The 20007-nt window shown below is 54.2% G+C and carries 21 protein-coding genes; 7 read left to right on the forward strand and 14 right to left on the reverse strand.

Annotated features, from left to right (window positions below; all coding sequences use genetic code 11):
- Window positions 1-7 precede the first annotated feature (7 nt).
- From AC1DLT_RS01890 to AC1DLT_RS01905, 4 genes are all read right to left on the reverse strand, one after another.
- Window positions 8-784: an amino acid ABC transporter ATP-binding protein gene (locus AC1DLT_RS01890; protein ID WP_477485711.1), complete on the reverse strand. Its 777-nt coding sequence runs from the start codon at window positions 782-784 to the stop codon at window positions 8-10.
- A 3-nt stretch (window positions 785-787) separates the two neighbouring features.
- Window positions 788-1678, reverse strand: a complete 891-nt coding sequence (locus AC1DLT_RS01895; protein WP_477485712.1) for an amino acid ABC transporter permease — start codon at window positions 1676-1678, stop codon at window positions 788-790.
- A 25-nt stretch (window positions 1679-1703) separates the two neighbouring features.
- A complete protein-coding gene (locus AC1DLT_RS01900; RefSeq protein ID WP_477485713.1) occupies window positions 1704-2600 on the reverse strand; it encodes an ABC transporter substrate-binding protein in 897 nt (298 codons plus the stop codon).
- 226 nt (window positions 2601-2826) lie between these two features.
- On the reverse strand, window positions 2827-3738 hold the full coding sequence (locus AC1DLT_RS01905; protein ID WP_477485714.1) for a LysR family transcriptional regulator: 912 nt from the start codon (window positions 3736-3738) through the stop codon (window positions 2827-2829).
- An 88-nt stretch (window positions 3739-3826) separates the two neighbouring features.
- Here AC1DLT_RS01905 and AC1DLT_RS01910 point away from each other — a divergent pair, with 88 nt between their 5' ends.
- On the forward strand, window positions 3827-4630 hold the full coding sequence (locus tag AC1DLT_RS01910) for a phytanoyl-CoA dioxygenase family protein (protein WP_477485715.1): 804 nt from the start codon (window positions 3827-3829) through the stop codon (window positions 4628-4630).
- A gap of 115 nt (window positions 4631-4745) precedes the next feature.
- Here AC1DLT_RS01910 and AC1DLT_RS01915 read toward each other — a convergent pair whose 3' ends face one another.
- Window positions 4746-5621, reverse strand: coding sequence for a LysR substrate-binding domain-containing protein (locus tag AC1DLT_RS01915; RefSeq protein WP_477485716.1), 876 nt, complete (start codon window positions 5619-5621; stop codon window positions 4746-4748).
- Window positions 5622-5886: 265 nt separating this feature from the next.
- Between AC1DLT_RS01915 and AC1DLT_RS01920 the strand changes: the two genes are divergently transcribed.
- Window positions 5887-6864 (forward strand): asparaginase, encoded by a 978-nt coding sequence (locus AC1DLT_RS01920; protein ID WP_477485717.1) that lies wholly within the window; start codon window positions 5887-5889, stop codon window positions 6862-6864.
- A 242-nt stretch (window positions 6865-7106) separates the two neighbouring features.
- On the opposite strand, the gene AC1DLT_RS01925 is transcribed toward AC1DLT_RS01920, so the two are convergent.
- From AC1DLT_RS01925 to AC1DLT_RS01935, 3 genes are all read right to left on the reverse strand, one after another.
- A complete protein-coding gene (locus AC1DLT_RS01925) occupies window positions 7107-7421 on the reverse strand; it encodes a hypothetical protein (protein WP_477485718.1) in 315 nt (104 codons plus the stop codon).
- Between the two features lie 188 nt (window positions 7422-7609).
- Window positions 7610-9763: a metallophosphoesterase gene (locus tag AC1DLT_RS01930; RefSeq protein WP_477485719.1), complete on the reverse strand. Its 2154-nt coding sequence runs from the start codon at window positions 9761-9763 to the stop codon at window positions 7610-7612.
- A 4-nt stretch (window positions 9764-9767) separates the two neighbouring features.
- Complete coding sequence (locus AC1DLT_RS01935; protein WP_477485720.1) at window positions 9768-10292, reverse strand: hypothetical protein; 525 nt, start codon at window positions 10290-10292, stop codon at window positions 9768-9770.
- A 139-nt stretch (window positions 10293-10431) separates the two neighbouring features.
- On the opposite strand from AC1DLT_RS01935, the gene AC1DLT_RS01940 reads away from it, so the two are divergent.
- Genes AC1DLT_RS01940 through AC1DLT_RS01960 form a run of 5 tightly spaced genes read left to right on the forward strand, consistent with a single transcriptional unit; the run spans window position 10432 to window position 13771 of the window.
- On the forward strand, window positions 10432-10737 hold the full coding sequence (locus AC1DLT_RS01940; RefSeq protein ID WP_128441520.1) for a hypothetical protein: 306 nt from the start codon (window positions 10432-10434) through the stop codon (window positions 10735-10737).
- Between the two features lie 3 nt (window positions 10738-10740).
- The gene (locus AC1DLT_RS01945) at window positions 10741-11109 is read left to right on the forward strand and encodes a helix-turn-helix domain-containing protein (protein ID WP_113559408.1); all 369 of its coding nucleotides are present in this window, start codon (window positions 10741-10743) and stop codon (window positions 11107-11109) included.
- Window positions 11093-11947 (forward strand): ImmA/IrrE family metallo-endopeptidase, encoded by an 855-nt coding sequence (locus tag AC1DLT_RS01950; RefSeq protein ID WP_477485721.1) that lies wholly within the window; start codon window positions 11093-11095, stop codon window positions 11945-11947. Before AC1DLT_RS01945 ends, AC1DLT_RS01950 begins: the two co-directional genes overlap by 17 nt.
- A complete protein-coding gene (locus AC1DLT_RS01955; RefSeq protein ID WP_477485722.1) occupies window positions 11937-12740 on the forward strand; it encodes a thymidylate synthase in 804 nt (267 codons plus the stop codon). The genes AC1DLT_RS01950 and AC1DLT_RS01955 overlap by 11 nt, the downstream gene beginning before the upstream one ends.
- Entirely contained in the window at window positions 12737-13771 is a 1035-nt protein-coding gene (locus tag AC1DLT_RS01960) for a nucleotide kinase domain-containing protein (protein WP_477485723.1), read from the forward strand. The genes AC1DLT_RS01955 and AC1DLT_RS01960 overlap by 4 nt, the downstream gene beginning before the upstream one ends.
- Here AC1DLT_RS01960 and AC1DLT_RS01965 read toward each other — a convergent pair.
- From AC1DLT_RS01965 to AC1DLT_RS01990, 6 genes are all read right to left on the reverse strand, one after another.
- The gene (locus AC1DLT_RS01965; protein WP_477485724.1) at window positions 13755-14129 is read right to left on the reverse strand and encodes a holo-ACP synthase; all 375 of its coding nucleotides are present in this window, start codon (window positions 14127-14129) and stop codon (window positions 13755-13757) included. The two genes, AC1DLT_RS01960 and AC1DLT_RS01965, sit on opposite strands and share 17 nt — an antisense overlap.
- Window positions 14130-14132: 3 nt before the next feature.
- Window positions 14133-14327: a hypothetical protein gene (locus AC1DLT_RS01970; protein WP_477485725.1), complete on the reverse strand. Its 195-nt coding sequence runs from the start codon at window positions 14325-14327 to the stop codon at window positions 14133-14135.
- A gap of 1 nt (window position 14328) precedes the next feature.
- Window positions 14329-15888 carry a patatin-like phospholipase family protein gene (locus AC1DLT_RS01975; protein WP_477485726.1) on the reverse strand — a complete coding sequence of 520 codons (1560 nt, stop codon included), beginning with the start codon at window positions 15886-15888 and terminating at the stop codon, window positions 14329-14331.
- 427 nt (window positions 15889-16315) lie between these two features.
- Window positions 16316-17407: a UvrD-helicase domain-containing protein gene (locus AC1DLT_RS01980; RefSeq protein ID WP_477485727.1), complete on the reverse strand. Its 1092-nt coding sequence runs from the start codon at window positions 17405-17407 to the stop codon at window positions 16316-16318.
- Window positions 17400-19001: an ATP-dependent nuclease gene (locus AC1DLT_RS01985; RefSeq protein WP_477485728.1), complete on the reverse strand. Its 1602-nt coding sequence runs from the start codon at window positions 18999-19001 to the stop codon at window positions 17400-17402. Before AC1DLT_RS01985 ends, AC1DLT_RS01980 begins: the two co-directional genes overlap by 8 nt.
- Before the next feature lie 582 nt (window positions 19002-19583).
- Window positions 19584-20006 carry a hypothetical protein gene (locus tag AC1DLT_RS01990; RefSeq protein ID WP_477485729.1) on the reverse strand — a complete coding sequence of 141 codons (423 nt, stop codon included), beginning with the start codon at window positions 20004-20006 and terminating at the stop codon, window positions 19584-19586.
- Window position 20007: the final 1 nt, after the last annotated feature.

The raw sequence follows: 20007 nt of genomic DNA on the forward strand, positions 1-20007 counted from the left end.
AACCTTTTCACAGCACCTTGGACAAAAAGGCCGCGGTGCGTGGGTTTTTTGGGCTGGCAAGCATGGTACGGGGGTGCCCCTCTTCGATGACCTGACCTTGATCCATGAACACAAGGTGATTGCCCACTTCACGCGCGAACCCGATCTCATGGGTGACGACGACCATGGTGATCCCGCTTCGTGCGAGATCCTTGATCACGTCCAGGACTTCACCGACCAGTTCGGGATCAAGCGCTGAAGTCGGCTCGTCAAAAAGCATGACTTCGGGTTCCATCGCGAGCGCGCGCGCTATAGCGACACGTTGCTGCTGGCCCCCGGAGAGCTGGCCTGGATAGCGATTACCGAACCCATCCAATCCGACACGTTTCATCAGCTCGGTCGCCTTGGCGCGCGCCCGTTCCTTTGGCCACCCTTTGACGTGCAGTGGTCCCTCCATAACGTTGTCCAAAGCCGTCATATGCGGAAACAATTGAAACCGCTGGAAGACCATGCCGGTCAAACGCCTCTGGGCGGAGATCTGGCTTAATGACAGTTGATGGAACCGGCCATTGCGTTCCGTGTAGCCCTGCAATTCGCCCTTCAGGAAAACGCGGCCCGCCGAGATGCTCTCCAACTGGTTGATGCACCGCAGAAGTGTCGATTTCCCTGAGCCGGACGGACCGATCGCAACACAGACTTCCCCTCGCTTGACGCGGAGGTCGACGCCCTTGAGGGCGTGCACAGGGCCATAGAACTTGTGGATATCCTGCATTTCGACGCAGAATTCGGAGACAATCGCATTCATGGCCTACTCCGCCCTGACTGGATGAACGGAAACGCCCTTACCGAAATGGCGCTCGAGGAAATGCTGGCCAATCATCAGCAGGCTGGTTATCGCGAGATACCAGGTGCCTGCGACGAGCAAGAGCGGGATCGGAAGATAGAGGCGGTTTGAAATCGCGTTGGTCGCGAAGGTCAGATCCAAGGTGAATGGGATCGCCAGCACGAGAGAGGTCATCTTCAGCATGCCGATGGCTTCATTCCCGGTTGGGGGGATGATCACGCGCATCGCCTGCGGCATCAGGATCCGCCACCAGATTTTTGGCGGTTTCATTCCAAGCGCCTGAGCCGCCTCGGCCTGACCGCGATCGATCGAGTTGAAGCCTGCTCTGAAAATCTCCGTCAGATAGGCCGACTCGTTGAACCCAAGGCCGAGGATTGCGGCCATCGCCGGCGTCACGATATATTTCGTTTCTACGCTGATGACCTCGGGGCCGAAGGGGATCGCGATGCTCAGGTTCGGGAACAGCACGGCGAAGAGGCCCCAGAATAGCAGTTGCGTGTAGATTGGCGTGCCGCGGAAGAACCAAACCCACGAATAGGCAAGGCCGTGCAGGACCGGATTGTCACTGTCACGCATAATGACCAGCAGGCCCGCGACCACAATCGCTACCGCCATGGCTATGACGGTCAGAAGGAGCGTCCAGCCGACACCGCGCACGACCTGAGGCGCGAACAGATATTTCAGATACACATCCCAATGGAAGTTTGGATTGGTCGAGATCGCTTGACCGATCTGAAGGACGAGAACCACCAGGACTGCAATGGCCAGCCAGCGGCCGGGATGGCGACGTGGCGCGACAACATTGTGCGTGACGTTTCGTGTTCTTGGGGAGACCGGCGGTGAGCCGGCCTCCATGCTTTCGATATTTGAAGCCATGGTCTCAGATCTTGACTTCTGGATTGACCAGCGCTTTTTCGACGATAACGGAACCGATACCCCACGTGTCGAGGAGTGATTTATAGGTTCCATCCGCGATCAGGGCGTTGATCGTGTCGGCAATAAGCTCGGTCAGAGCCATATCGGATTTGGCCACTGCAATGCCATTTGGGCCGTGTTTGCTCAATGGACCAGACTTCGGCTTTATCGTTTCGAGAACACCATTTGATTGTTTCGCTGCGTAGCCAATGCCAGCCTCACCGGAAACCGTTGCATCAGCACCACCTGCGGCCACACGTGTCAGTGTCTCAGGCTGCTTCGAGAAAGGCAGAATTTCGATTTCGGCCTTGCCTTCCGATTTGCATTTATCGTTTTCCTGGTTGATGGATCGTTCGAAGTAAGTACCGGACTGGATAGCAATCTTTCGACCGCAGAGATTATCCGGATCGAATTTGGCGGGGTTACCAGCTTTAACTGCCCACAGGCTTCCAGTGTCGGCGTAACTTACGAAGTTGACCGCGTTCATGCGTTCGTTTGTGATGGAAAATGCCGAGACCCCGATATCGAATTTCGAACCCAGGGCGGGGAGAATTGCTTCAAATGCCGAGGTCTGGAAATCGATCTTGACGCCGAGCTTCTTTCCGATCGCGTTTGCGATATCGACGTCGATCCCCTCCGGTGTCTGTCCGTCCTTTTCGCTCAGGAATTCCCAAGGTGCGTATGACGTGTCGGAACCGATCGTCAGCACTCCTGCCGACTTGATTTTTGCCGGCAGGCGGGCCGCAAGAGCTTCATCGACCTTGATCGCCGAGGTGTCGAAACTCTGCGCATATCCTGTGGTGGTTACAGCGGACAAAGCCAGCGCTGCAATGAATGGCAGGCGAGTGATATTCTTGAACATTGATGTTCCCCATCTTGTTATTGCAACGGATCATCAGATCTCTGGGAGCCAGACGATGTATCCGCTGAAGGCAATATGGTCTCCAAACACACTTGCCGTCCAACAATAAAATTCGGGCAATCAATTCCTGCAGGTTATAGCTTGTCGCCAAATGGATGCGCTTTCACCACGCTGCGTGTAAGGGAGCAAGGCTCAGCCGGCACAGGTGGGATGGTCGAAAGAAGATTTAGGCGTCCGAGACGGGAAGGCGATAAGCGACGAATTCAGCGATAGACGCGCGGACCTGGCCTATGGGCTCGGGCTGCGAACCAATCGAGACGAGAACAATAGGCTCGATAGCATGCGCATCGCTGATCCGTACCCGGGCAACCCGTAGACCGTCGTATGTCATTGTGCCTGGAGGATTTGTATAGCTTATGCCGTAGCCCTCTCCATTTGCAGACAAACTGCGAAGCAATTCGATCGATGCCGCGCGGTGTTTTACAACCGGGTTAAAGCCAATGGTTTGAAACAGGCCCAGGATGTGACGAATGGACAGGCCTTGGTCTGATAGTATGAGTGGGAGATCAGCAATTTCCGCGAGCGTGATTTCGCTGCGAGCTGCTATTTCGGTGTCCGGAGCGGTCCATATCCGAGGAGCTATGCGATAGAGAATGTCCCGATTGAAGCTGCCATCGAGCCCAAGATCATAGGTCAGTCCGAGATCGATCTGTCCTGACAACATCGCGCCGGTGAGCGCCTCGAACGACAGGGCTACGGCGGAGAACTCCGTGTCAGGGTATCCTGCCTTCAGCCTCACTAGAACAGGTGACAGCCATGTCGGTGCCAGTTCCTCAAGAATACCTAACGTTATCCGGGGTTGGCGTCGCTGGGACAGGCCGCCAGGTTTCTCCAACTGTTCAGCGTCCGTAAGAAGCGTTTCCGCGTCTTTGAGGAAAATTCTTCCAAAGGCAGTCGGCGTGATGGGAACGCCCTTGCGCCGGATGAACAGAAGCGTCTCGAGGCGGGCCTCCACCTGCGTTATAGCCACTGATATGGCTGGCTGCGACACGCTCATTTGTCTGGCCGCCGCCGACAAGCTGCCTGCTTTGCCAACTGCAACGATGTATTCCAACTGGCGAAGCGAGACATGCAACATGGGCTTATAACTCTCTTCCAAAGATATTATTAGAAATTAACTTATCAATCCTCCACCGTGCAAGCCGGAGCAAGGAGGCAAAACTCAAATGACACATCCACTTATTACCCAGGACCACATTACGACGTTCCAAAATGACGGCGTCGTACTGATCAAGGGGTTATTCAAGGATTATGTTGAGACCCTTCGACGAGGGATTGAGGTCAACATGGCTCAGCCTGGTTCCTACGCCTCGGAAAACCTGAAGGCGGGAGACAGCGGTCGGTTCTTCGACGACTACTGTAATTGGCAGCGGATCGACGAATTCGGTGAGGTCATCCACCACTCACCAGCGGCGGAGGTGGCGGCTGACCTTATGTCTTCGGACACGGTACAGCTCTTTCACGACCACGTACTCGTAAAGGAACCCGGCACCTCAAAGCCTACACCCTGGCACCAGGACGGCCCTTACTACTTCGTCGAAGGAAAACAAACGATCAGTTTCTGGTCACCGCTCGACCATGTCCGTGAGGCTTCATTGCGCTGCGTCGCTGGTTCTCACCTCTGGGATAAACCGGTCCTCCCGACACGATGGTTGTCGGAGGAGAATTTTTATGCCGATGATGATCTCTACATGCCGGTGCCAGACCCGGATGCGGAAGGAATGCCCGTACGGGAGTGGGAAATGGAGCCAGGCGACGCAGTCGCGTTCAACTTCTACGTCCTGCATGGTGCGCGCGGCAATCAAAGCTCGACGAGACGTCGCGCATTTTCGCTCAGGCTAACAGGTGACGACGTCCGCTATGTTGAACGCCCGGGTCGCACCTCGCCACCATTTCCAGGACACGACATGAAAACGGGCGACCGGCTCAGGGAAGATTGGTTCCCGGTCCTCTGGCGCCGCCCTGGCTAGGAAAAAGAGGCGAGCGAACCTTTACCGATAGTCGAGGTTCGCTTGACGACCTGGAAAAAAGTGTCGGCGCAACCTTTGTGCCGCCGCTGACCCGATTGCTTGTCGGCCCGTATGGCTAAATCGCCTGCTTCAGATCATTGATGAACTCTTCAAGGTGTCGCGAGGCAATCCGGTTCGGCGGGGTGATCAGAAGCGTGCGGAAATACAACCCCGTCTCAAACGGAATAAGGGTTAGACCTCGACCGATGTAGGGTTCGGCCGTCAGTGGATCGACAAGTCCGACGCCGATGCCTGCCGCAACCATGGCGCAGATCGTTGTCGAGTACGGTGTCTCCATCACCACTCTTACCTTTACGCCGAGCCTTTCGAAAACGGCTTCAGCTTCTTCTCGGGTGGTATCCTCAGGCGCGAGAGCGATAAACGGGACGCCATTGAGATCCTGTGGGCGTATCATTTTCAGTTTCGCGAGCGGATGGCCGTCTGGCACCCCAACGGCAACTCGAAACTGTGAAAACTCAGCAACCGTAACCCCCGTCTGGTCGATTTCATCGGCAACGATACCAAGATCGAATTGACCGGATGCGACAAGATCACGAACCGTCGAGGACATACGAGCCTGAAATGTGATGGCGACATTCGGGTTGCGAGACATGAACGCACTCAAAGCCTTGGGTAGAACATTTGTGGACAGAGCCGAAAGACAAGCGATCCTTAACTCACCGGATCCAAAATCGCGAATACGCGCTGCAGCTCCTCGAAGGTGGGTCAAGCCTAGATAGGCATGTTCCACCTCCCGGTAAAAAAGTTGACCTTCTGGTGTGGGATGAAGCCTTCCCTTTATTCGGCTGAACAGGTCGAAGCCGAGAGATCGTTCAAGATCCTTGATCATCTTGCTGACCGCCGGCTGAGACACATGCAAGACTTCGGCCGCACGGGCCGTAGTCCCGTTCGTCATCACAACTCGAAAGATCTCCACCTGCCGCAAGTTCATCGCATTCTTCCAAAAGTTCGTAATTGAGTTCGGGTCCGAAACGCCACCAAAGTCATCTGCGCCGGAGGTCGAAGCAACAGGTCTGTGCGGATTGGACTACTATCTTTCCACTCGTTGCAAGATCTATGCAACCGGCTTGCCGCAGCTTATAGGCTGAGCTATCCCGTCCACCGCGCTCAAGCAATCCTACCTCTACTATCCTTTCAAATCTTTGTCGGAAAACGATTAGCCAGACAAAGACCGCATCCGCCAGATTGGAACACTCATGCTCTCAAAGGTCGCTTTCATTGGAACCGGCGGAACGATCGCATCGCTGGGCAAAGATCAATTCGATCTCCTGGATTATAACGCCGGCAACGAAAGGGTCGATGCAGCTTCCTTGATTGAAGATGCCGGCATTCAAGGCAAGATAGCCGAGATCATTCCGATCAACTTTCGGGAAGTTGATAGCACAGCTTTGACCAATGAGGATTGGGCCGAACTCGCGGAAATCTGTTGTGAACTCATGGACGACCCTGATCTGGCGGGTATCGTGATCGGCCATGGGACTGCGAGCCTTGAAGAAACAGCCTGGGCTCTTTCCCTGGTACTTGAACCGAAAAAGCCGGTGATCTTGACGGGATCCATGCGGCCACTAACTGGCATATCGACCGACGCTCACGCCAATCTAGCGGCGGCAGTTCGCGTTGCGTCAACCCCTGGTGTCACCGGCGTTTTGGTCGTTATAAATGATGAAATTCACTCCCCTCGAGCAGTAACGAAAACCCATACTTTGCGACTTGGCGCGTTTCAGTCTCCTTGGGCAGGACCGGTTGGGTATGTGGATGGTCCGATTGTGCGGATGTCGCGGATCGATAATGGCTCGCAACCTGTCTTCCCCCATTCGCTTCTTCGATTGCTCCCAAGAGTGGATATTACTTACAGTCACATCGGGGCTGACGGAACCGCAGCTCGCGCGTTCGCGGCGGCCGGCTCAAAGGGCATTGTTTCTGCGGGATTCGGCCCGGGAATGGGCACGCCCGCTGAAACGGCTGCCCTCCGGGATTTGATACAAGCCGGGTTGATCGTAGTTCAATCGTCGAGAACTGGTTCCGGATTAGTGGTGGATAGTGCCCAGCACAGACAGCTTGAAATCATCGCTGGCGGCGATATCGGCCCTCAAAAGGCGCGGATCTTGCTCGCGCTGTGCCTCGCGCGTGGTGACAGCCGCGATAACATTGAACGTTTGTTCCTACGCTTTTAGCGCTTTGTTTGCGGATCTGGTGAAGGCAGCAACGCAGTGGAGTAGTTGAGACCGCTAATCTTCTCCCTTGATGATGTGACTTAGCAAAAAGCCCGGCTGCGAAGACGCAGCCGGGCCAAAAACGCGCGGTCTCAGAGGCAACCGCGCGGACCTATGCCCTTTACTGGCTGGCGCAATATGAAGGACGGGATACAGGCTGTCCAATAGCGAGATCTGGGCATGCTATTCATACAGGTTATTGGTCAAAGCCGACGAATTGCCGTAAAGAGTGTTGCGCGCCTTGAACCAATTCGAACCTTCGACCGGTAGTTCGCCAGGCATAAATCAAGGAAAATCCGTGCCTTGACCTTCAACGTATCGATAAGGAAGTTGAACACGAACATCTCACGCGGGGCGACAACCAGATTTGGCGGATCCCGCGTCCCGCAATTAGCAAATTCATCGCGCCGGCCGGTCGGCAACCTGAACTCTTCGTGTCGGTCGGTAAGACCGACAAAATTACCTGACAGCTCGAAGGGCCTTTGCACCGCATGGCCTCGCCAGCAGAGCAAGCTCATAGCCGTATCCGAACCAGGCCTGCTCGCCGAGTTTGCTCAGCAAATCGCCTCCGGGAAGCCATCCAAATTCAGCCACTTCAGTGAGATCAGGAATGATCATGGATCTCCTGTTCCCGGAACCTAAGCCGAAGTCAGGCATAAATTCCACTTATCCCCGCTGTGCAGATTTCCCGAGTCTGCTCTGGTCTTCATCCATTTCTGTTGACGGGAGTCAATGCTATGATCGAAGGCACAATCGTTGCAATGCTACCCGACCGTGCCTCACGATGGGCTGCCAGTTTGCGCGATTGCTGGTATGTCTGATTGGCCGTTACCAGACTACGAAGTTGCTGAACCAACGGGGATTTTTCACCTTGTCTATCGATCATCGAAAGATAGGTGACGAGAGTTTTCAACCCTTCGGCCGGGATCAGCAGACCATCAATGTCCGCGGCGGAAGACGCCTCTTTGATATCGTTGAGCGACCTTACCCATTCTCTCAGTAATACCTCTTGGAACGGCTCGCCTCTGGTATCGCCAGACAGGGTGAGAGCTAGCATAAAAAGCTTTTCTGGACTCTGATCCACCCAACGATCGAATACGGGGACTGCTACCTGACCCGGACCCTGCGGCTTGAATCTGGCGTCCGTGGTTACCGTGGTGATGGTGCCAAGGTTAGCCTTAAGGTGATCTGCTAACTCGCTTTGCAGTAATCGAAGCTCTGCCATGTTGACCGGCCACCACTGCGAAAACTCTTGCGCACGGTAAAATCCAATCACATCGATTGAAAATGTATGGCGTAAAGTTTCACGCTTCCGAACCTGCATCATAGTAAAGGAAGGAAATGCCTCGTCTTCACCATTTCGATCGAAATCTCGCAGAGGATCGACGAGTACAGCGAGCGCTCGAGAAGATGGTTCTTTTTCCAAGAGCCTCACGATCCGGTCAATTTGATTTAGCTTTCCGCCGAATAGCCTGAGGCGCGATCCGTGTGGATATGGGAAGTCATTGTCCCGACTAGAACGTTCTAGCTGCCACCACTGAACAAGGTCCTCAAGCCAGTTCTGCATTTCCTCGTCTGTCACACCGTTTGAGCGGGGGTACTGAGACGGTAGTTTGAGCGAGCCCTTCCTCGTATCCGACGGGTCGTAGTGCACGATAAGGGTTTCGCCGATGTGGGATTTTGCTTTCTGAACGGCGCGCGCGTAGAGCTCGTCGAGATTAGATCCTTGTACAATAACCGGCGCGCCTTCCACATTCCGCAGACCGACAAGCATAAGAGATACAGGCTCCGACACTGTTAAATCGAGCGCCGTGCGGGGGAGGTCAATTCGTTCGACCGAGATCTCCGGCGTATAGGGGAGGCCTTTTAGAGTCAGCAACAGCGCCGCGTCATGATCTGCTCCATCTTGAAAAGTACCCGCAGACACGACGGCGATGCGATGCGGAGAATCGGGATCGGTGGACTGAACGTATTCGTAGCGAAAGTTATGCTCGTGCTTGTGCCCATGAATCGCCGCAGCAACATTCGTTTCTTTTAAGACGGAGCGCAACTGTTCGAGATTGGTGATGCCCTCGAAAGGTTTGTACTCCACCCGAAAACTTGGCGATCTAAGATGGTGATGCATGACGGCCAGCCTCACCTGCGAGCCCGCTGTCGGTTGCGGTGTATCATCGACAGTCTGGCGAAATACCTTCAATTGGTCATTCGAGATATTCGCCATGTCGTAGTCAAGAAGGCGCCCAAGTGCCGCTTTCACTTGTTCCTCAAGGATTCCGTTGCCCTGCGCCATTTTCTTCGGCAATTCATCCCAGACAGTTGTCAGATCTTTGGGAATATTTGCGCGAACCTGCGACCAATTGCTCGTATTCAAGGGGTATATGGCCCATTGAGCGTCATCCGCCACGAGGCGATGTCGAACCGTATCTGAAGGCTTTTGGGGATCGAGGCCATCGATCCATGGAACGATGCATCCCTTGTCGCGCCACACGGAAGCAAAATCTGCGTAACGTTCTTCCGAGCCCGGCGGCGATCCCTTCAAAACATCGTGGTTTCCTGGCGTGGAAACTATCTTGGCGGCGTCGATTCCGAATTCTTGAAAGGCGTCAACAATTGATTGGTATGCCGCGTCGTGGCTGCCTTTCGACCCCTTGTCTTGCGCGTCTCCGGCAAAGATCACAGCCTCGAGTGTGAGATGTCTACGCCGAAGATAGTCGGCGATTGAACTCAGCAATTCTCCCGTGGCCGCAATCCGGCTCGGGTTTTCGATCTTGGGAATTGAAGGCGACTTGATTTCGTCGCGCTTCAGTATGCCTGCCAGGTGTAAATCGGTGAGGACCAGAAATCGTGCTTCGCTCGCCATTCGTTCAACCCTGCTGATCGGCTGGGATGAGAAACTGGCGCTCAGTAAGCTGTTGCCGGCGAGCCAGGACTAGTGCTTCTAGATCGAATTTGTGCTCAGCAGCGAGAACGAAAATCCACTGGAGCATGTCGAGATTGGCTTGTTTTGCAATCGGAAGGAATTCTTCGAAGTGGTCAATTTTTTCACATGCATCGCAAAACCTACCTGAAGCGTCCGCAATATCCTCCAGAAGTCCGTAGACGAACTTGGCATCGGCTCTCACCTGGAAATCACGATCCAACCGCTGAGAAAGAACGTTCGCAGCGCTGAGCATCACCAAAAGAGCGTCCACAAGCGTCCGGCTCAAAACCGATAAATCATTTGGATGCAAAGCGACGCGGCCGGCATATTTGGCGTAATGCAAACCATAATGCTTGAGCCGATCTATGCGCGACAGACAAATAATGTCGGTATGGTTGCGTCTGTCATGTTGAAATTGCTGCTGCTGCCACCGAAGTAAAGTTTCCGGCTTCATTGCATTCAAGCTCATTTGCTTCCTCCGGTTATTTCTGTGGCTGCTTCGCTGAAGATAGACTTGAGCGCCGTCGCTATTTCAAGAAGAATTTTCGCGCCCCTTGCAAATCCGGTTGTGTAGGATTATCTTACGAGTCGGTAAGGAGTTCGTACCAATGACCAAAGACGAAGTCAAGAATGCCCTGCTGCAAGTGCTCGATCGCGTACAGTCGCTGAGTGGATGCCCAAGTCCTGCTCTCAAGGGCTCCGATGTTCCTGGAAAAGTGCTGGAGAGCTTCGACAGTACAGTTTGGCCGGTCGCGACTGGTTGGCTTGCGAAGAAGCTCGACATCATCATCCCCAATGATGTCCATATCTTCGGAACGTTGGACGGAAAAACCCTCCTAACTATCGACGAAAGCGTTGACCTGGTCCTCGCGAAGAAGCAAAGCAAGCCCCCGATTACGGTCGCGGCGGAGTAGTACATGAGCGAAAAAGATAGACAAAAAAGAATTGCGGACCGGATTAAGGAGGCCCGGCAACTGTCAGGCCTGAGCCAGGGGCAGGCTGCGAAGATGCTGGAGATGCATAGGCCGACGATCAGTGAGATCGAAAACGGTAATCGGAAAGTGTCAGCGACCGAGCTCGCCCAGTTCGCGGAAATCTACGAGGTTTCAATCAATTATCTGATGGGAGAAGGCCCGGATCAGATGAACCCCTCAGACCCGAAGCTTCAGCTTGCCGCCAGAGAACTGAGCAAACTGAGCCCAGATGCGTTGAACAGTTTGATGCGCGCGCTTGCGGTCATCCAGGGGGACGATAAGGATGACAATTCTGATGACGGCAAAGCGTAATCTCATCCTACAGGCATCCCAAGCGGCAGCCGACGCCCGTGATCAAGCAGGCGTAGACGATATCGATCCGATCGACGTTTATACGGTTGCGGATCGGCTCGGTTTGCGAGTGCGTTTTCTCAAGGTTAGTATGGAAGGGCTCTACAAGAAAGGCCCTCCCGCGATTACGTTTTTATCGTCGCTGCGGCCGGTTCCAAGACGCGCCTTCACGTGTGGACACGAGCTCGGACATCATTGGTTCGGGCATGGATCGACGATTGATGAGCTTAAAGAGGACGACCGCAAGTCGTCTGATAAGCCGGAGGAAATCTTGGCTGATGCGTTTTCGTCGTTCTTGTTGATGCCATCGATCGGTATCCGGAGGGCTTTCGCTTCCCGCAAATGGGACATTTCGGCCCCATCACCCCTGCAAATAGCAACGGTAGCAAGCGAGTTCGGCGTCGGGTATGGGACCCTAATCTCTCATTTGACCTATGTGCTTCACCACATAGGTGTGGAGCAACGGGCCGCTTTACTGAAGACGAAACCTCAGCAAATACGGCGCTCTCTTATCGCCGACGACACACTGACAGCTCTGCCGGTCTTCGACGGACACTCCCTGACCTCCACGGTCGACCTCGATATCGGCAATGGAATTGCACTTCCCAAGCTCAGCGAGATCAAGGGCGACGGTTTGGACTATCTGCAAGATGGCGGGGATTTTGCCATCTATAAAGCGACAACGCGCACCAAATTGAAGGTTCGGACCGGCCTGCGTCAAATGACTGTGCGTATCGGCCCTACTGAATACGAAGGCTTGATGAAACACCGACACGTTGAGGAGGAAGATGATGACTAAATCCGGATCACCACGCTTGATCGAGGCAAGCGGCCTTTCGATCGCTTGGGGACATGTTCTCTCTGAGCTGACATCACCGGGTTGCACAGAGATCTCGCCACTCACACTCTCGATCACGGGTTTTGATGACGAGGGATACCCCGTGGAGAACCAGAATATTCGAGCATCTCTCGATCATTGGTTGGAAATCACAGGCAAACGGGGTTGTGAAAATGTCGCATTCACGATCTTTCCAGAACGATATTATTTGCTCGCGCAAGGCAACCGCGCAGAGTTCTTCGAAATGTACCGAGAGGCATTTCAACGCATCCAAAAATTAAACCCGCAAAACAACAAGAAAGGCTCCTACTTCCAGCGCCTGATAGATTTTGAGGGAGGGGGCAAGGGTTTCAATCAGTTGGAGTGGATCCTTGCCGAATACGAACGTCGCCCAAGCGGCCGCAGATCCAGATGGCAGGCGACAACTTTCGATCCACACCGTGATGTCAGCAGGACATCGCTTCAAGAATTCCCATGCCTCCAGCAGGTCAGTTTCACGTTCTCAGAAACGAACGGCTTGATAGTCAACGCCTTCTATGCGACGCAGCAGATCATCCGAAAGGGATACGGGAACTACCTTGGCCTTAGCCGACTTGGTCGTTTCATGGCGCATGAGATGGGATTGAAGATGGAACGGCTCAACGTATTTGTAGGCGTCGCTCAAGCGGACGATCTGAAAAAAACGGACCCAGATTTTCTTGCTATGATGGCCGTTATCAAGGCGGAACTGCAGAACGCCCCGGTTCCAGCGTGACTGCTGAACGAAAGCTTGCGTCGCAACCATTTACAATAGGCTCGAACCGGTTTTCGAGCCTTGAGGTTACGCCGGTTTTCGACGCCTATTGGCAATTTGCTGCGGAGCGGCAGGAAATCTATTTCCGAAGAATTGAGAGGCGGCTCGGTCCTTGGACCGACGATCCAATCCTGAAGCAGTTTCGATTCACCAACGCCTATCGAGCCGCTGATCGTGTCAGCCAATACCTGATACGCTCAGTGATTTACGACCCAAACCTCGATCAAAATCCCGACGAGATTTTCTTTCGCACGATCCTGTTCAAGATTTTCAATAAAATCGAGACCTGGGAGGTCCTGACCGAGCAATTGGGCGCGCTCACATGGAACGCGTTCAACCCTGCTGCGATCGATAAGGTCCTCTCCAAAGCCCAGCAGAATGGAGGCCGAATTTACTCTGCGGCCTACATCATGCCTCCTGTAAAATTGGGGCCGCCTGACGGGGTGAAGCACCGCGGACATCTGGCTCTTCTTGAACTCATGATGCGGGAGCGGGTTTATGAACGCATTCAGGAAACGCAAAGCCTGAAGCAGGTCTATGAAATTTTGACCGCCTTTCCGTCGATAGGTCCGTTCCTCGGCTATCAGCTGACGATCGATCTCAACTACTCGTCGCTGATCCATCATGAAGAAAGTGACTTTGTCGTCGCCGGCCCCGGAGCTCTCGACGGTATTTCAAAATGCTTCGTAAACGCCGACAATCTGCAGCCTGCCGACATTATTGAGTTCATGACTGACCGCCAGGAACTAGAGTTCGAGCGTTTAGGTCTGAACTTCAAATCTTTATTCGGCCGCCGCCTACAGCTTATCGACTGCCAGAACTTGTTTTGCGAAATCAGCAAATATTCACGGGTGTCGCATCCTGACATCCCTGGGCGAGCGGGCCGCACCCGCATCAAACAGGGTTTTCGCGAGCACGGCGACGCGCCGCGACCGTTCTTCCCGCCCAAATGGAATCTTACCGTGCCGACAGGTGTCAACCTGACGCAATGACGACTGCGGCTGCAGCGTTCTGCGTATGCGTAATACTCAGAAGCCAGGACTTGATCTGCATCTCCTTAGCCCGGAGAGCGGCTTGGCCAGAAAGATGAATGGTGGGCTGACCGGCTGACGCGCGAATTTCGATCTCCGTCATTGCAGTGCCCTGCTGTAGACCACCAAGCACTTTTAGGACAGCTTCTTTGGCAGCAAATCGACCGGCCAGGCGGTCGATTTGGCTGGTGCTGTTCGCCGCTTCGCCGAGCTCAAAGGGGCTAAATACTCGGCCCAGCACGACGAGATCGTCTAAGGCATAAAGCGCGCGGAACTGCGGGATTTCTACGAGGTCAAGACCGATACCAATAAGAAGCACGCTCTAACGCGCCGCACTCTTGCGCAATTCCGGATCTTTGATCTTATCTATGGCTTCGCGCCGCTCCTCCGAAGCCCTCTGAGCCTTCTGCAAAATCACTTCCATCGCAGGGCGATGTTTCTCAATCGCAGTCGAAACCTTTTCGCCGGATTTCGGTGGGCCGCTGCGAGGCGAAAAACTTGCACTTTTCCAAGCCATTTCATTCCTCCATCTCTTTGAACCGGTCTGCAAGCATACCAAAAAACTCTTTCACATCGGTTTCGATGCTCGTGATCATCGTACCAACAGTTTCGTCTTCCGGCAAATCCCGTCCACCATCTATTTGCACCACGAAGCGGACAGGCCCATCACCAATTGAAATGGGTATGCACAGGACCCATTTCAAATCACTTCGAAGGGCCTTGCGACGCAAGCGATGTTCCGGAGCCGTTAAACTGAACTCCGGAGACAGTGGCGCGAGTTCGAACCAGCTATCGCCAGTCTTCCAGGCTTGCCCTGCCACTGTTCCATCGATTGGGATCAACATCCGCCCATCATGATGACCTTCATATCCTGTTGAATACCGAAGCCGCAAAGATCTCGTATGTCCTACGTCCGGGATTGCAATAGCAACGCGGACTTTGGGGTTGCGCTGGTCAAGCGCCGCTTCGATGACGTCGTCGACAAGCCCTTTGGTAAAACGGCAAGCTTCAGCGTAGGTCTCGGGTGTTTGAAAGAGCCATTTGTCCAACTTCGCCGTAGCCGCCGTTTCCGCGTCCAGAACCTCTTTAATGGCCCTGTCAACGGACAGGTCGAACTCGAGAAGATTCAGGCTTGTTGAAAGTTCAAGCCGTTCAGCTTGGCCGGCAGCACGGAGGTTAAGTTCGGAAGAGCCGAACAATCCGGTTTGAATGAAAGCACCCAGCCAATTTAGCCGATTAAGGATGCGCCGTTCCGTGGCTGTCTGAATCTCGACGGCGAGGGTGATGGCATCCGGATCAAGTTCACGCTCTTCATCAAACGACCAGGCAGGAAGGTTTGAGACAATCCCTCCATCCATATGCAAGTTTTCTTCAATGATCAGCGGTTCGAATATGATCGGAAGGGAGATGGAGGCAGCGACCGCATCCGCTACCGGGACATTCGGCGTTCGCTCAGGAGAAAAAAGCTCCATCTTCCCGGTCGTCAGATTGGCGCTTACGATCTTGAGGATCGGCCGACCGTCGCGGCCAAAGTCGCCCATTCGAACGACGCGTCCCGGTTCCGATGGGAACATCCGCTGCTGGAGAAGGATGCCAAGGGCTTCAGAAAACTCCCGCGATCTGGCAAGTCCTGATAAGAGCGAGGTTACAACGCAACAGAGAAAAATTATCAATGCAGCGAAAATAGCTGCGGCGAGATATATTCTGCCCCATGCCAGGAGCGCGCCGACCAAGATTAGAGTGAGCGCAACGCCGACCAGCGAGACGCATAAAATCGTCGGCAACATCGGCATCGCAGTGCGAAAAAGCCAGACTTTCCACCATCCCCATCTACCGAACAGATGCTTTGCCTGTTTGATGGAGGGCCTGATCTCACCAAGCCGGGAGATGACGGAACATTTGTCGAGCGGGTTCAGAAGCTCATCTGCAGAGAACCCCGAGGCCTTTAGTGTTGCAACCAGAGCTCCAGCGGATGTGCCAGAGAGCCCCCTGAAATCAACACCCTTTGCTTCCAGCGCTCTGAGAGCGCCAAGATGAATCAAGGCCTTCGCACCGCCCCCGGCAAACGCCACAAACATTCGATGTGTCAAACGCTTTCCACTGCTCGTTTATGACGTTGATCGTTCTTACCAAACAGAAGTGGAAAGCGGAACTATGAAGATCAAGTGTTGATTTCCAGCCGGCTTTAACCCGTTTTGCCATTTCGCGTTAGCCACCAGATCCGGTGTAGTGAATTGTGCAACAACAATTTTATCCGGCGTAAGTGGACCACTGCGAACGGAAAAATGGATCAAACACACACGGAAACGAACAACAAGATCAAGTGGCCCCTTCTCATATCCAGACGTTGCTGTTTCCAGGTCCGGTAACCCCACGTGGATCGGCGAACGCGCATGCTGGCCCCGCGATCATGGCCCTACTCTACCGACCATCGGCGTTGGTGGCCCCAGGACTTTCAACCTGACCACCCTTCCGGACAAACCACCTGCAGAACCCGGCTAGGGCCTATACCTCCTGTCTCGCCGCCGTTGGATTCCAGAAAGGCAACGAAGACGAGCCTGCCTTATCCAGAACAATCGCAACGCTCTGCTCCGCTCTCGTAACTGCGACGTAGAAGCTCGAAGCGGAATTTGCCTCTAGATAGGCGCCAGATGCGATGAACTTGGCGATGGGCGCGGTCGGGACTATCAGGACGCGTTCATACGTCATGCCCTTTGACACTTTGAAATTGAGGTAGTCAAGATCGAAGGCCTTGCCTGAATTGACGCTGTGTCGCAAGCACTGAGGCTGGAAGTGACGAACGTATTCGGTGACGTGCTTTGTCGATACCAGAAACACGCCATCGTGATCCGTAACTGTTCTGTTCTCAGACTGCGTCTCGGGGAACTTCCAAGACGGGTCGAAGATGCGGTCAGAGAATTTCGCAACGACGGGATGGCACCGCCAAGTCGTCACGCTCTCCACGATTTCAAGCAGCCCTTTAGCCTGACGCTCACGCGCCCACTTGACCGACCCCGCGTACGAGTATTTTGCATTCTTGGAACTACGCGGATTTGTCGCGAGCACCGACTGACGGATGTCGCCGACCATGCGAATGTCGACCGAAGAATCCAGCAGCACGTCGATGATTTCCCAATCGTGAGCGCTGAGATCCTGAACCTCATCGATCAGGATTTCGTCGTAGATGCACTCCAGCCTCTTCAGAAGCGCCCCCTTACTCTGAGCAACCAACTCGTGAGCGAGGCGACCAAGTTCACATCCGTATGCAGCACCGTTGGAGTCCAGAAATCGACCAATGCCGCTCGACATGCGATGGGGACGCCCATCGAAATTGAAGCCTAGGACACGTTTCCCGGCGAACTTGAACGGCAGGAAGGGCCTGGCAAAATGTCGTAGGAGGAAGGTGAACCAGCCCATCACTTCGACATGATGGTGGTCACCTGCGTACTGCTTCAGCCGGCTGATCAGTTCTTCTTGATTGGCTTGCGTATAGGTCAAGACCAGCACGTGTCGCTCGCGCGACACTGAAGCGCAGTGTTCAACGATGCTTTGTGTCTTCCGAGAGCCTGCGACCGCCAGCGTCAGATGGTTAACCATGCGCGAACTTGACAGCTTCCAGCATGTACGCCGGCGGAACAATCGTTTTGTCTGAAGCGCTGATTCGAAGAGCTGCCTCGGTCTTTTCCCTGGTCATCCATTTCAGCAGGTCTGCATGATCGGCGATCCTAAGAATGTCCCGAAGCAAGACTTCACCGGTGTGGTGAATCACTTGCGGCTCAAGCGTCTCACCGTGGGCGACCTCACCGATGAAAAGTTCGCGTACGCCCTTCTTTAGCCACTTGTCTACAGGCCCGCGAAGCTCATCTGGGTCAATGCCATCGTTGTCCCGTAAAGCTGTTATCGGCTTGCCGAGTGCAGCACAGAGTTCCAGACCGCGAGCCAGCGAGAGGCCGCGCATACTCAGCACGTCGATCCCGCACGCCATCGGACGCTTCCCGTACCGGTCATGGAAAATCCGCTCGAACACGATCTCGTCGGACGGTCCTTCGACCAGAACGATCTTGTTCGCAAGGACGATGCGCAGCGTGTCATATCCGGGAAGCTTCTTGAAGTAGTTGACTGTCTCCGGGTCGAGCGTTGAGAGCTTGGCGGTGACATCATGGCCCATCAAAAGAAGGGCATCCAGTCCCAGGCGATTGAGCACGAATGAGCTGTGCGTAGTGATGAATAGCTGTTGCTGCTCACCCGCAAGTGACTCGATTCTGGAAAGCAGAGTGACGAGGCTGGTGTGCGTCAAATGGTTCTCGGGCTCTTCGACCATGACGAACTTGGCGCGGCCGGCGTGCCGGTTCATCGCGAGCGAGATCTTGATTGCCGATTGCTGCCCCTGACCAGACATACTGAATGGAACGTCATCCACGTGCGGGGTGACGACACCTTCCCACGAAGTTCTCGCGCTTTGATCCATTGCAAGCGCGATCGGCCGGTTGTGCAGGGTCGCGTGCACGGAACTCATTCTAGTATTGACGGCATTCAATGCAGTGTTGGACAACGAAGCCTTTACACGGCGGTATTCGAGCGAAATCTGCGCTCGCTCCGCGGGCTCCAGTTGGTCGCCCAGGATTTGGCGCATGTGATAGTCGATACCAGATGAGGTCCGGACGGTGTGCGAGTTGATCACTGCAGTGGCCAGGACCTTCGGCCGTGTCGTCAGTTCCTTGTCTGCAAATGATCGCCATTCACAACGGTAATACTCTACCGGGAGAAGAGAGGTCGGAGCCTTGGCCCACTCTTCCAGTTCTGCCGCGTAGTCCGGATTCGCCGAAATCCGCATGCTCACGCCAGGACATGCCGTCGTCGGCACATGCGTGTTAACTGCACCACATAGGATTTGCAGCTCCGGAACATCCTCGAAATACAGCTCAATCAAAATCTCCGGAAAACTGACTGGAACGCCGCTAACTCGCTTCTTGATGAACTCCTCAACCACGGCTGTGTTGAACCAGTGCGGATTTAGTTCCTCGGAGACGCTGCGGCCGTTGATCCGGCCTGTGAGCGCAAGCGCGACAGCTTCCATGAGCGTTGACTTGCCAGATTCATTGGCTCCAACAATCAGGTTGAATTTCCGGTTCGGCTCGACTGACAGATTCTTATGTATTCGGTAACCCTGGATCTTGATTTTTCGAATCATCGCGTCCTCCTCCATTCCCGATTTTTATAGAGCGCTTTCTCGATTTCGGACGCAATCGCGGTATGGCTCACCCCAGGGGAACGCTCAGGCAGATTCAATCCTTCGTATCGCAACTTGGCAAGTCAGTGTGAATAGTAAGCGTGGTTCACCCTGCGGGTCAGCCACATCGTAGCAGGGACGCGGCGCGGGCCGATCTGGTGCCCTGCGGCGACGACAGGCTCCGCAGGGCACCAGATCGGCCCGTGCAACGCGATCCAGACAGGCGATTTCCGACCGTCGCTTTTTGGCTTCGGCCAGCGTCGCCTAGGCGCTGTAGAGCACGTACCTGCAAGGCATTGTTGATCCATTTCCTCACAAGGTTTGCGTTGACGCCGCCCCCCCGGCTCATCACAGCATGAAATGGGGATTACAATCGAAACAGACCACACTCTTCACTGGGCAACATCACGCCCGGTGAATTCGCAATGAAAATGGCTATGGAAAAACTGGCCAGATGGGGCCAGATTGAAAACCAAAGACTCTCCTGAAACTGGACGGAAGATGGGTCTTAGGTCAGTTAAAAAACTAGTATTGGGTCCGGGCTCAGCCCGACAAGGCCTGCGTGAAACCTCCAATCAAACCGCCGACAAAAGAACCGATTTTCGTGTAGGTCGAAGCGTCAAGTTCATCGTTGTCCGCCACGGTCTCTTCGACACTTTCACCAAGACTCGGATCAGTAGGTTTGGCCTGTACAGCGGCTATGCCTCTCGACGTTAGCTGCACGTCCTGGAATATGTAGCTGCTGTCCATCATTAAGTGTATTCTACCGCTGCGAATAAGGTTTTCCTCAAGCATCCACCTCAAGATGTCGGCAAAAATCATGGGAAGATCCTCGTCGGTCTCGATGCCGTTGGACAAGATCTTATAAGCGTCATCCTCTGTGAATTCGACGCGACGAAGTCCGACCTTGATCAAGTGCGCCAAAATGCGGCCCATGATTTCGTAGTGATTGTCCATGGTAGTCACG

This window comes from Neorhizobium sp. 05N33, from assembly GCF_056397445.1.

Bases quoted from the DNA above. Each gene is read 5' to 3' on its own strand.
- AC1DLT_RS01915 (WP_477485716.1), bottom strand. From the start codon at position 5,621: ATGAACTTGCGGCAGGTGGAGATCTTTCGAGTTGTGATGACGAACGGG.
- AC1DLT_RS01970 (WP_477485725.1), bottom strand. From the start codon at position 14,327: ATGGCTTGGAAAAGTGCAAGTTTTTCGCCTCGCAGCGGCCCACCGAAA.
- AC1DLT_RS01900 (WP_477485713.1), bottom strand. From the start codon at position 2,600: ATGTTCAAGAATATCACTCGCCTGCCATTCATTGCAGCGCTGGCTTTG.
- AC1DLT_RS01935 (WP_477485720.1), bottom strand. From the start codon at position 10,292: ATGAGCTTGAATGCAATGAAGCCGGAAACTTTACTTCGGTGGCAGCAG.
- AC1DLT_RS01955 (WP_477485722.1), top strand. From the start codon at position 11,937: ATGATGACTAAATCCGGATCACCACGCTTGATCGAGGCAAGCGGCCTT.
- AC1DLT_RS01945 (WP_113559408.1), top strand. From the start codon at position 10,741: ATGAGCGAAAAAGATAGACAAAAAAGAATTGCGGACCGGATTAAGGAG.
- AC1DLT_RS01920 (WP_477485717.1), top strand. From the start codon at position 5,887: ATGCTCTCAAAGGTCGCTTTCATTGGAACCGGCGGAACGATCGCATCG.
- AC1DLT_RS01905 (WP_477485714.1), bottom strand. From the start codon at position 3,738: ATGTTGCATGTCTCGCTTCGCCAGTTGGAATACATCGTTGCAGTTGGC.
- AC1DLT_RS01930 (WP_477485719.1), bottom strand. From the start codon at position 9,763: ATGGCGAGCGAAGCACGATTTCTGGTCCTCACCGATTTACACCTGGCA.
- AC1DLT_RS01895 (WP_477485712.1), bottom strand. From the start codon at position 1,678: ATGGAGGCCGGCTCACCGCCGGTCTCCCCAAGAACACGAAACGTCACG.
- AC1DLT_RS01950 (WP_477485721.1), top strand. From the start codon at position 11,093: ATGACGGCAAAGCGTAATCTCATCCTACAGGCATCCCAAGCGGCAGCC.
- AC1DLT_RS01910 (WP_477485715.1), top strand. From the start codon at position 3,827: ATGACACATCCACTTATTACCCAGGACCACATTACGACGTTCCAAAAT.
- AC1DLT_RS01985 (WP_477485728.1), bottom strand. From the start codon at position 19,001: ATGATTCGAAAAATCAAGATCCAGGGTTACCGAATACATAAGAATCTG.
- AC1DLT_RS01890 (WP_477485711.1), bottom strand. From the start codon at position 784: ATGAATGCGATTGTCTCCGAATTCTGCGTCGAAATGCAGGATATCCAC.
- AC1DLT_RS01925 (WP_477485718.1), bottom strand. From the start codon at position 7,421: ATGAGCTTGCTCTGCTGGCGAGGCCATGCGGTGCAAAGGCCCTTCGAG.
- AC1DLT_RS01940 (WP_128441520.1), top strand. From the start codon at position 10,432: ATGACCAAAGACGAAGTCAAGAATGCCCTGCTGCAAGTGCTCGATCGC.
- AC1DLT_RS01975 (WP_477485726.1), bottom strand. From the start codon at position 15,888: ATGTTTGTGGCGTTTGCCGGGGGCGGTGCGAAGGCCTTGATTCATCTT.
- AC1DLT_RS01980 (WP_477485727.1), bottom strand. From the start codon at position 17,407: ATGGTTAACCATCTGACGCTGGCGGTCGCAGGCTCTCGGAAGACACAA.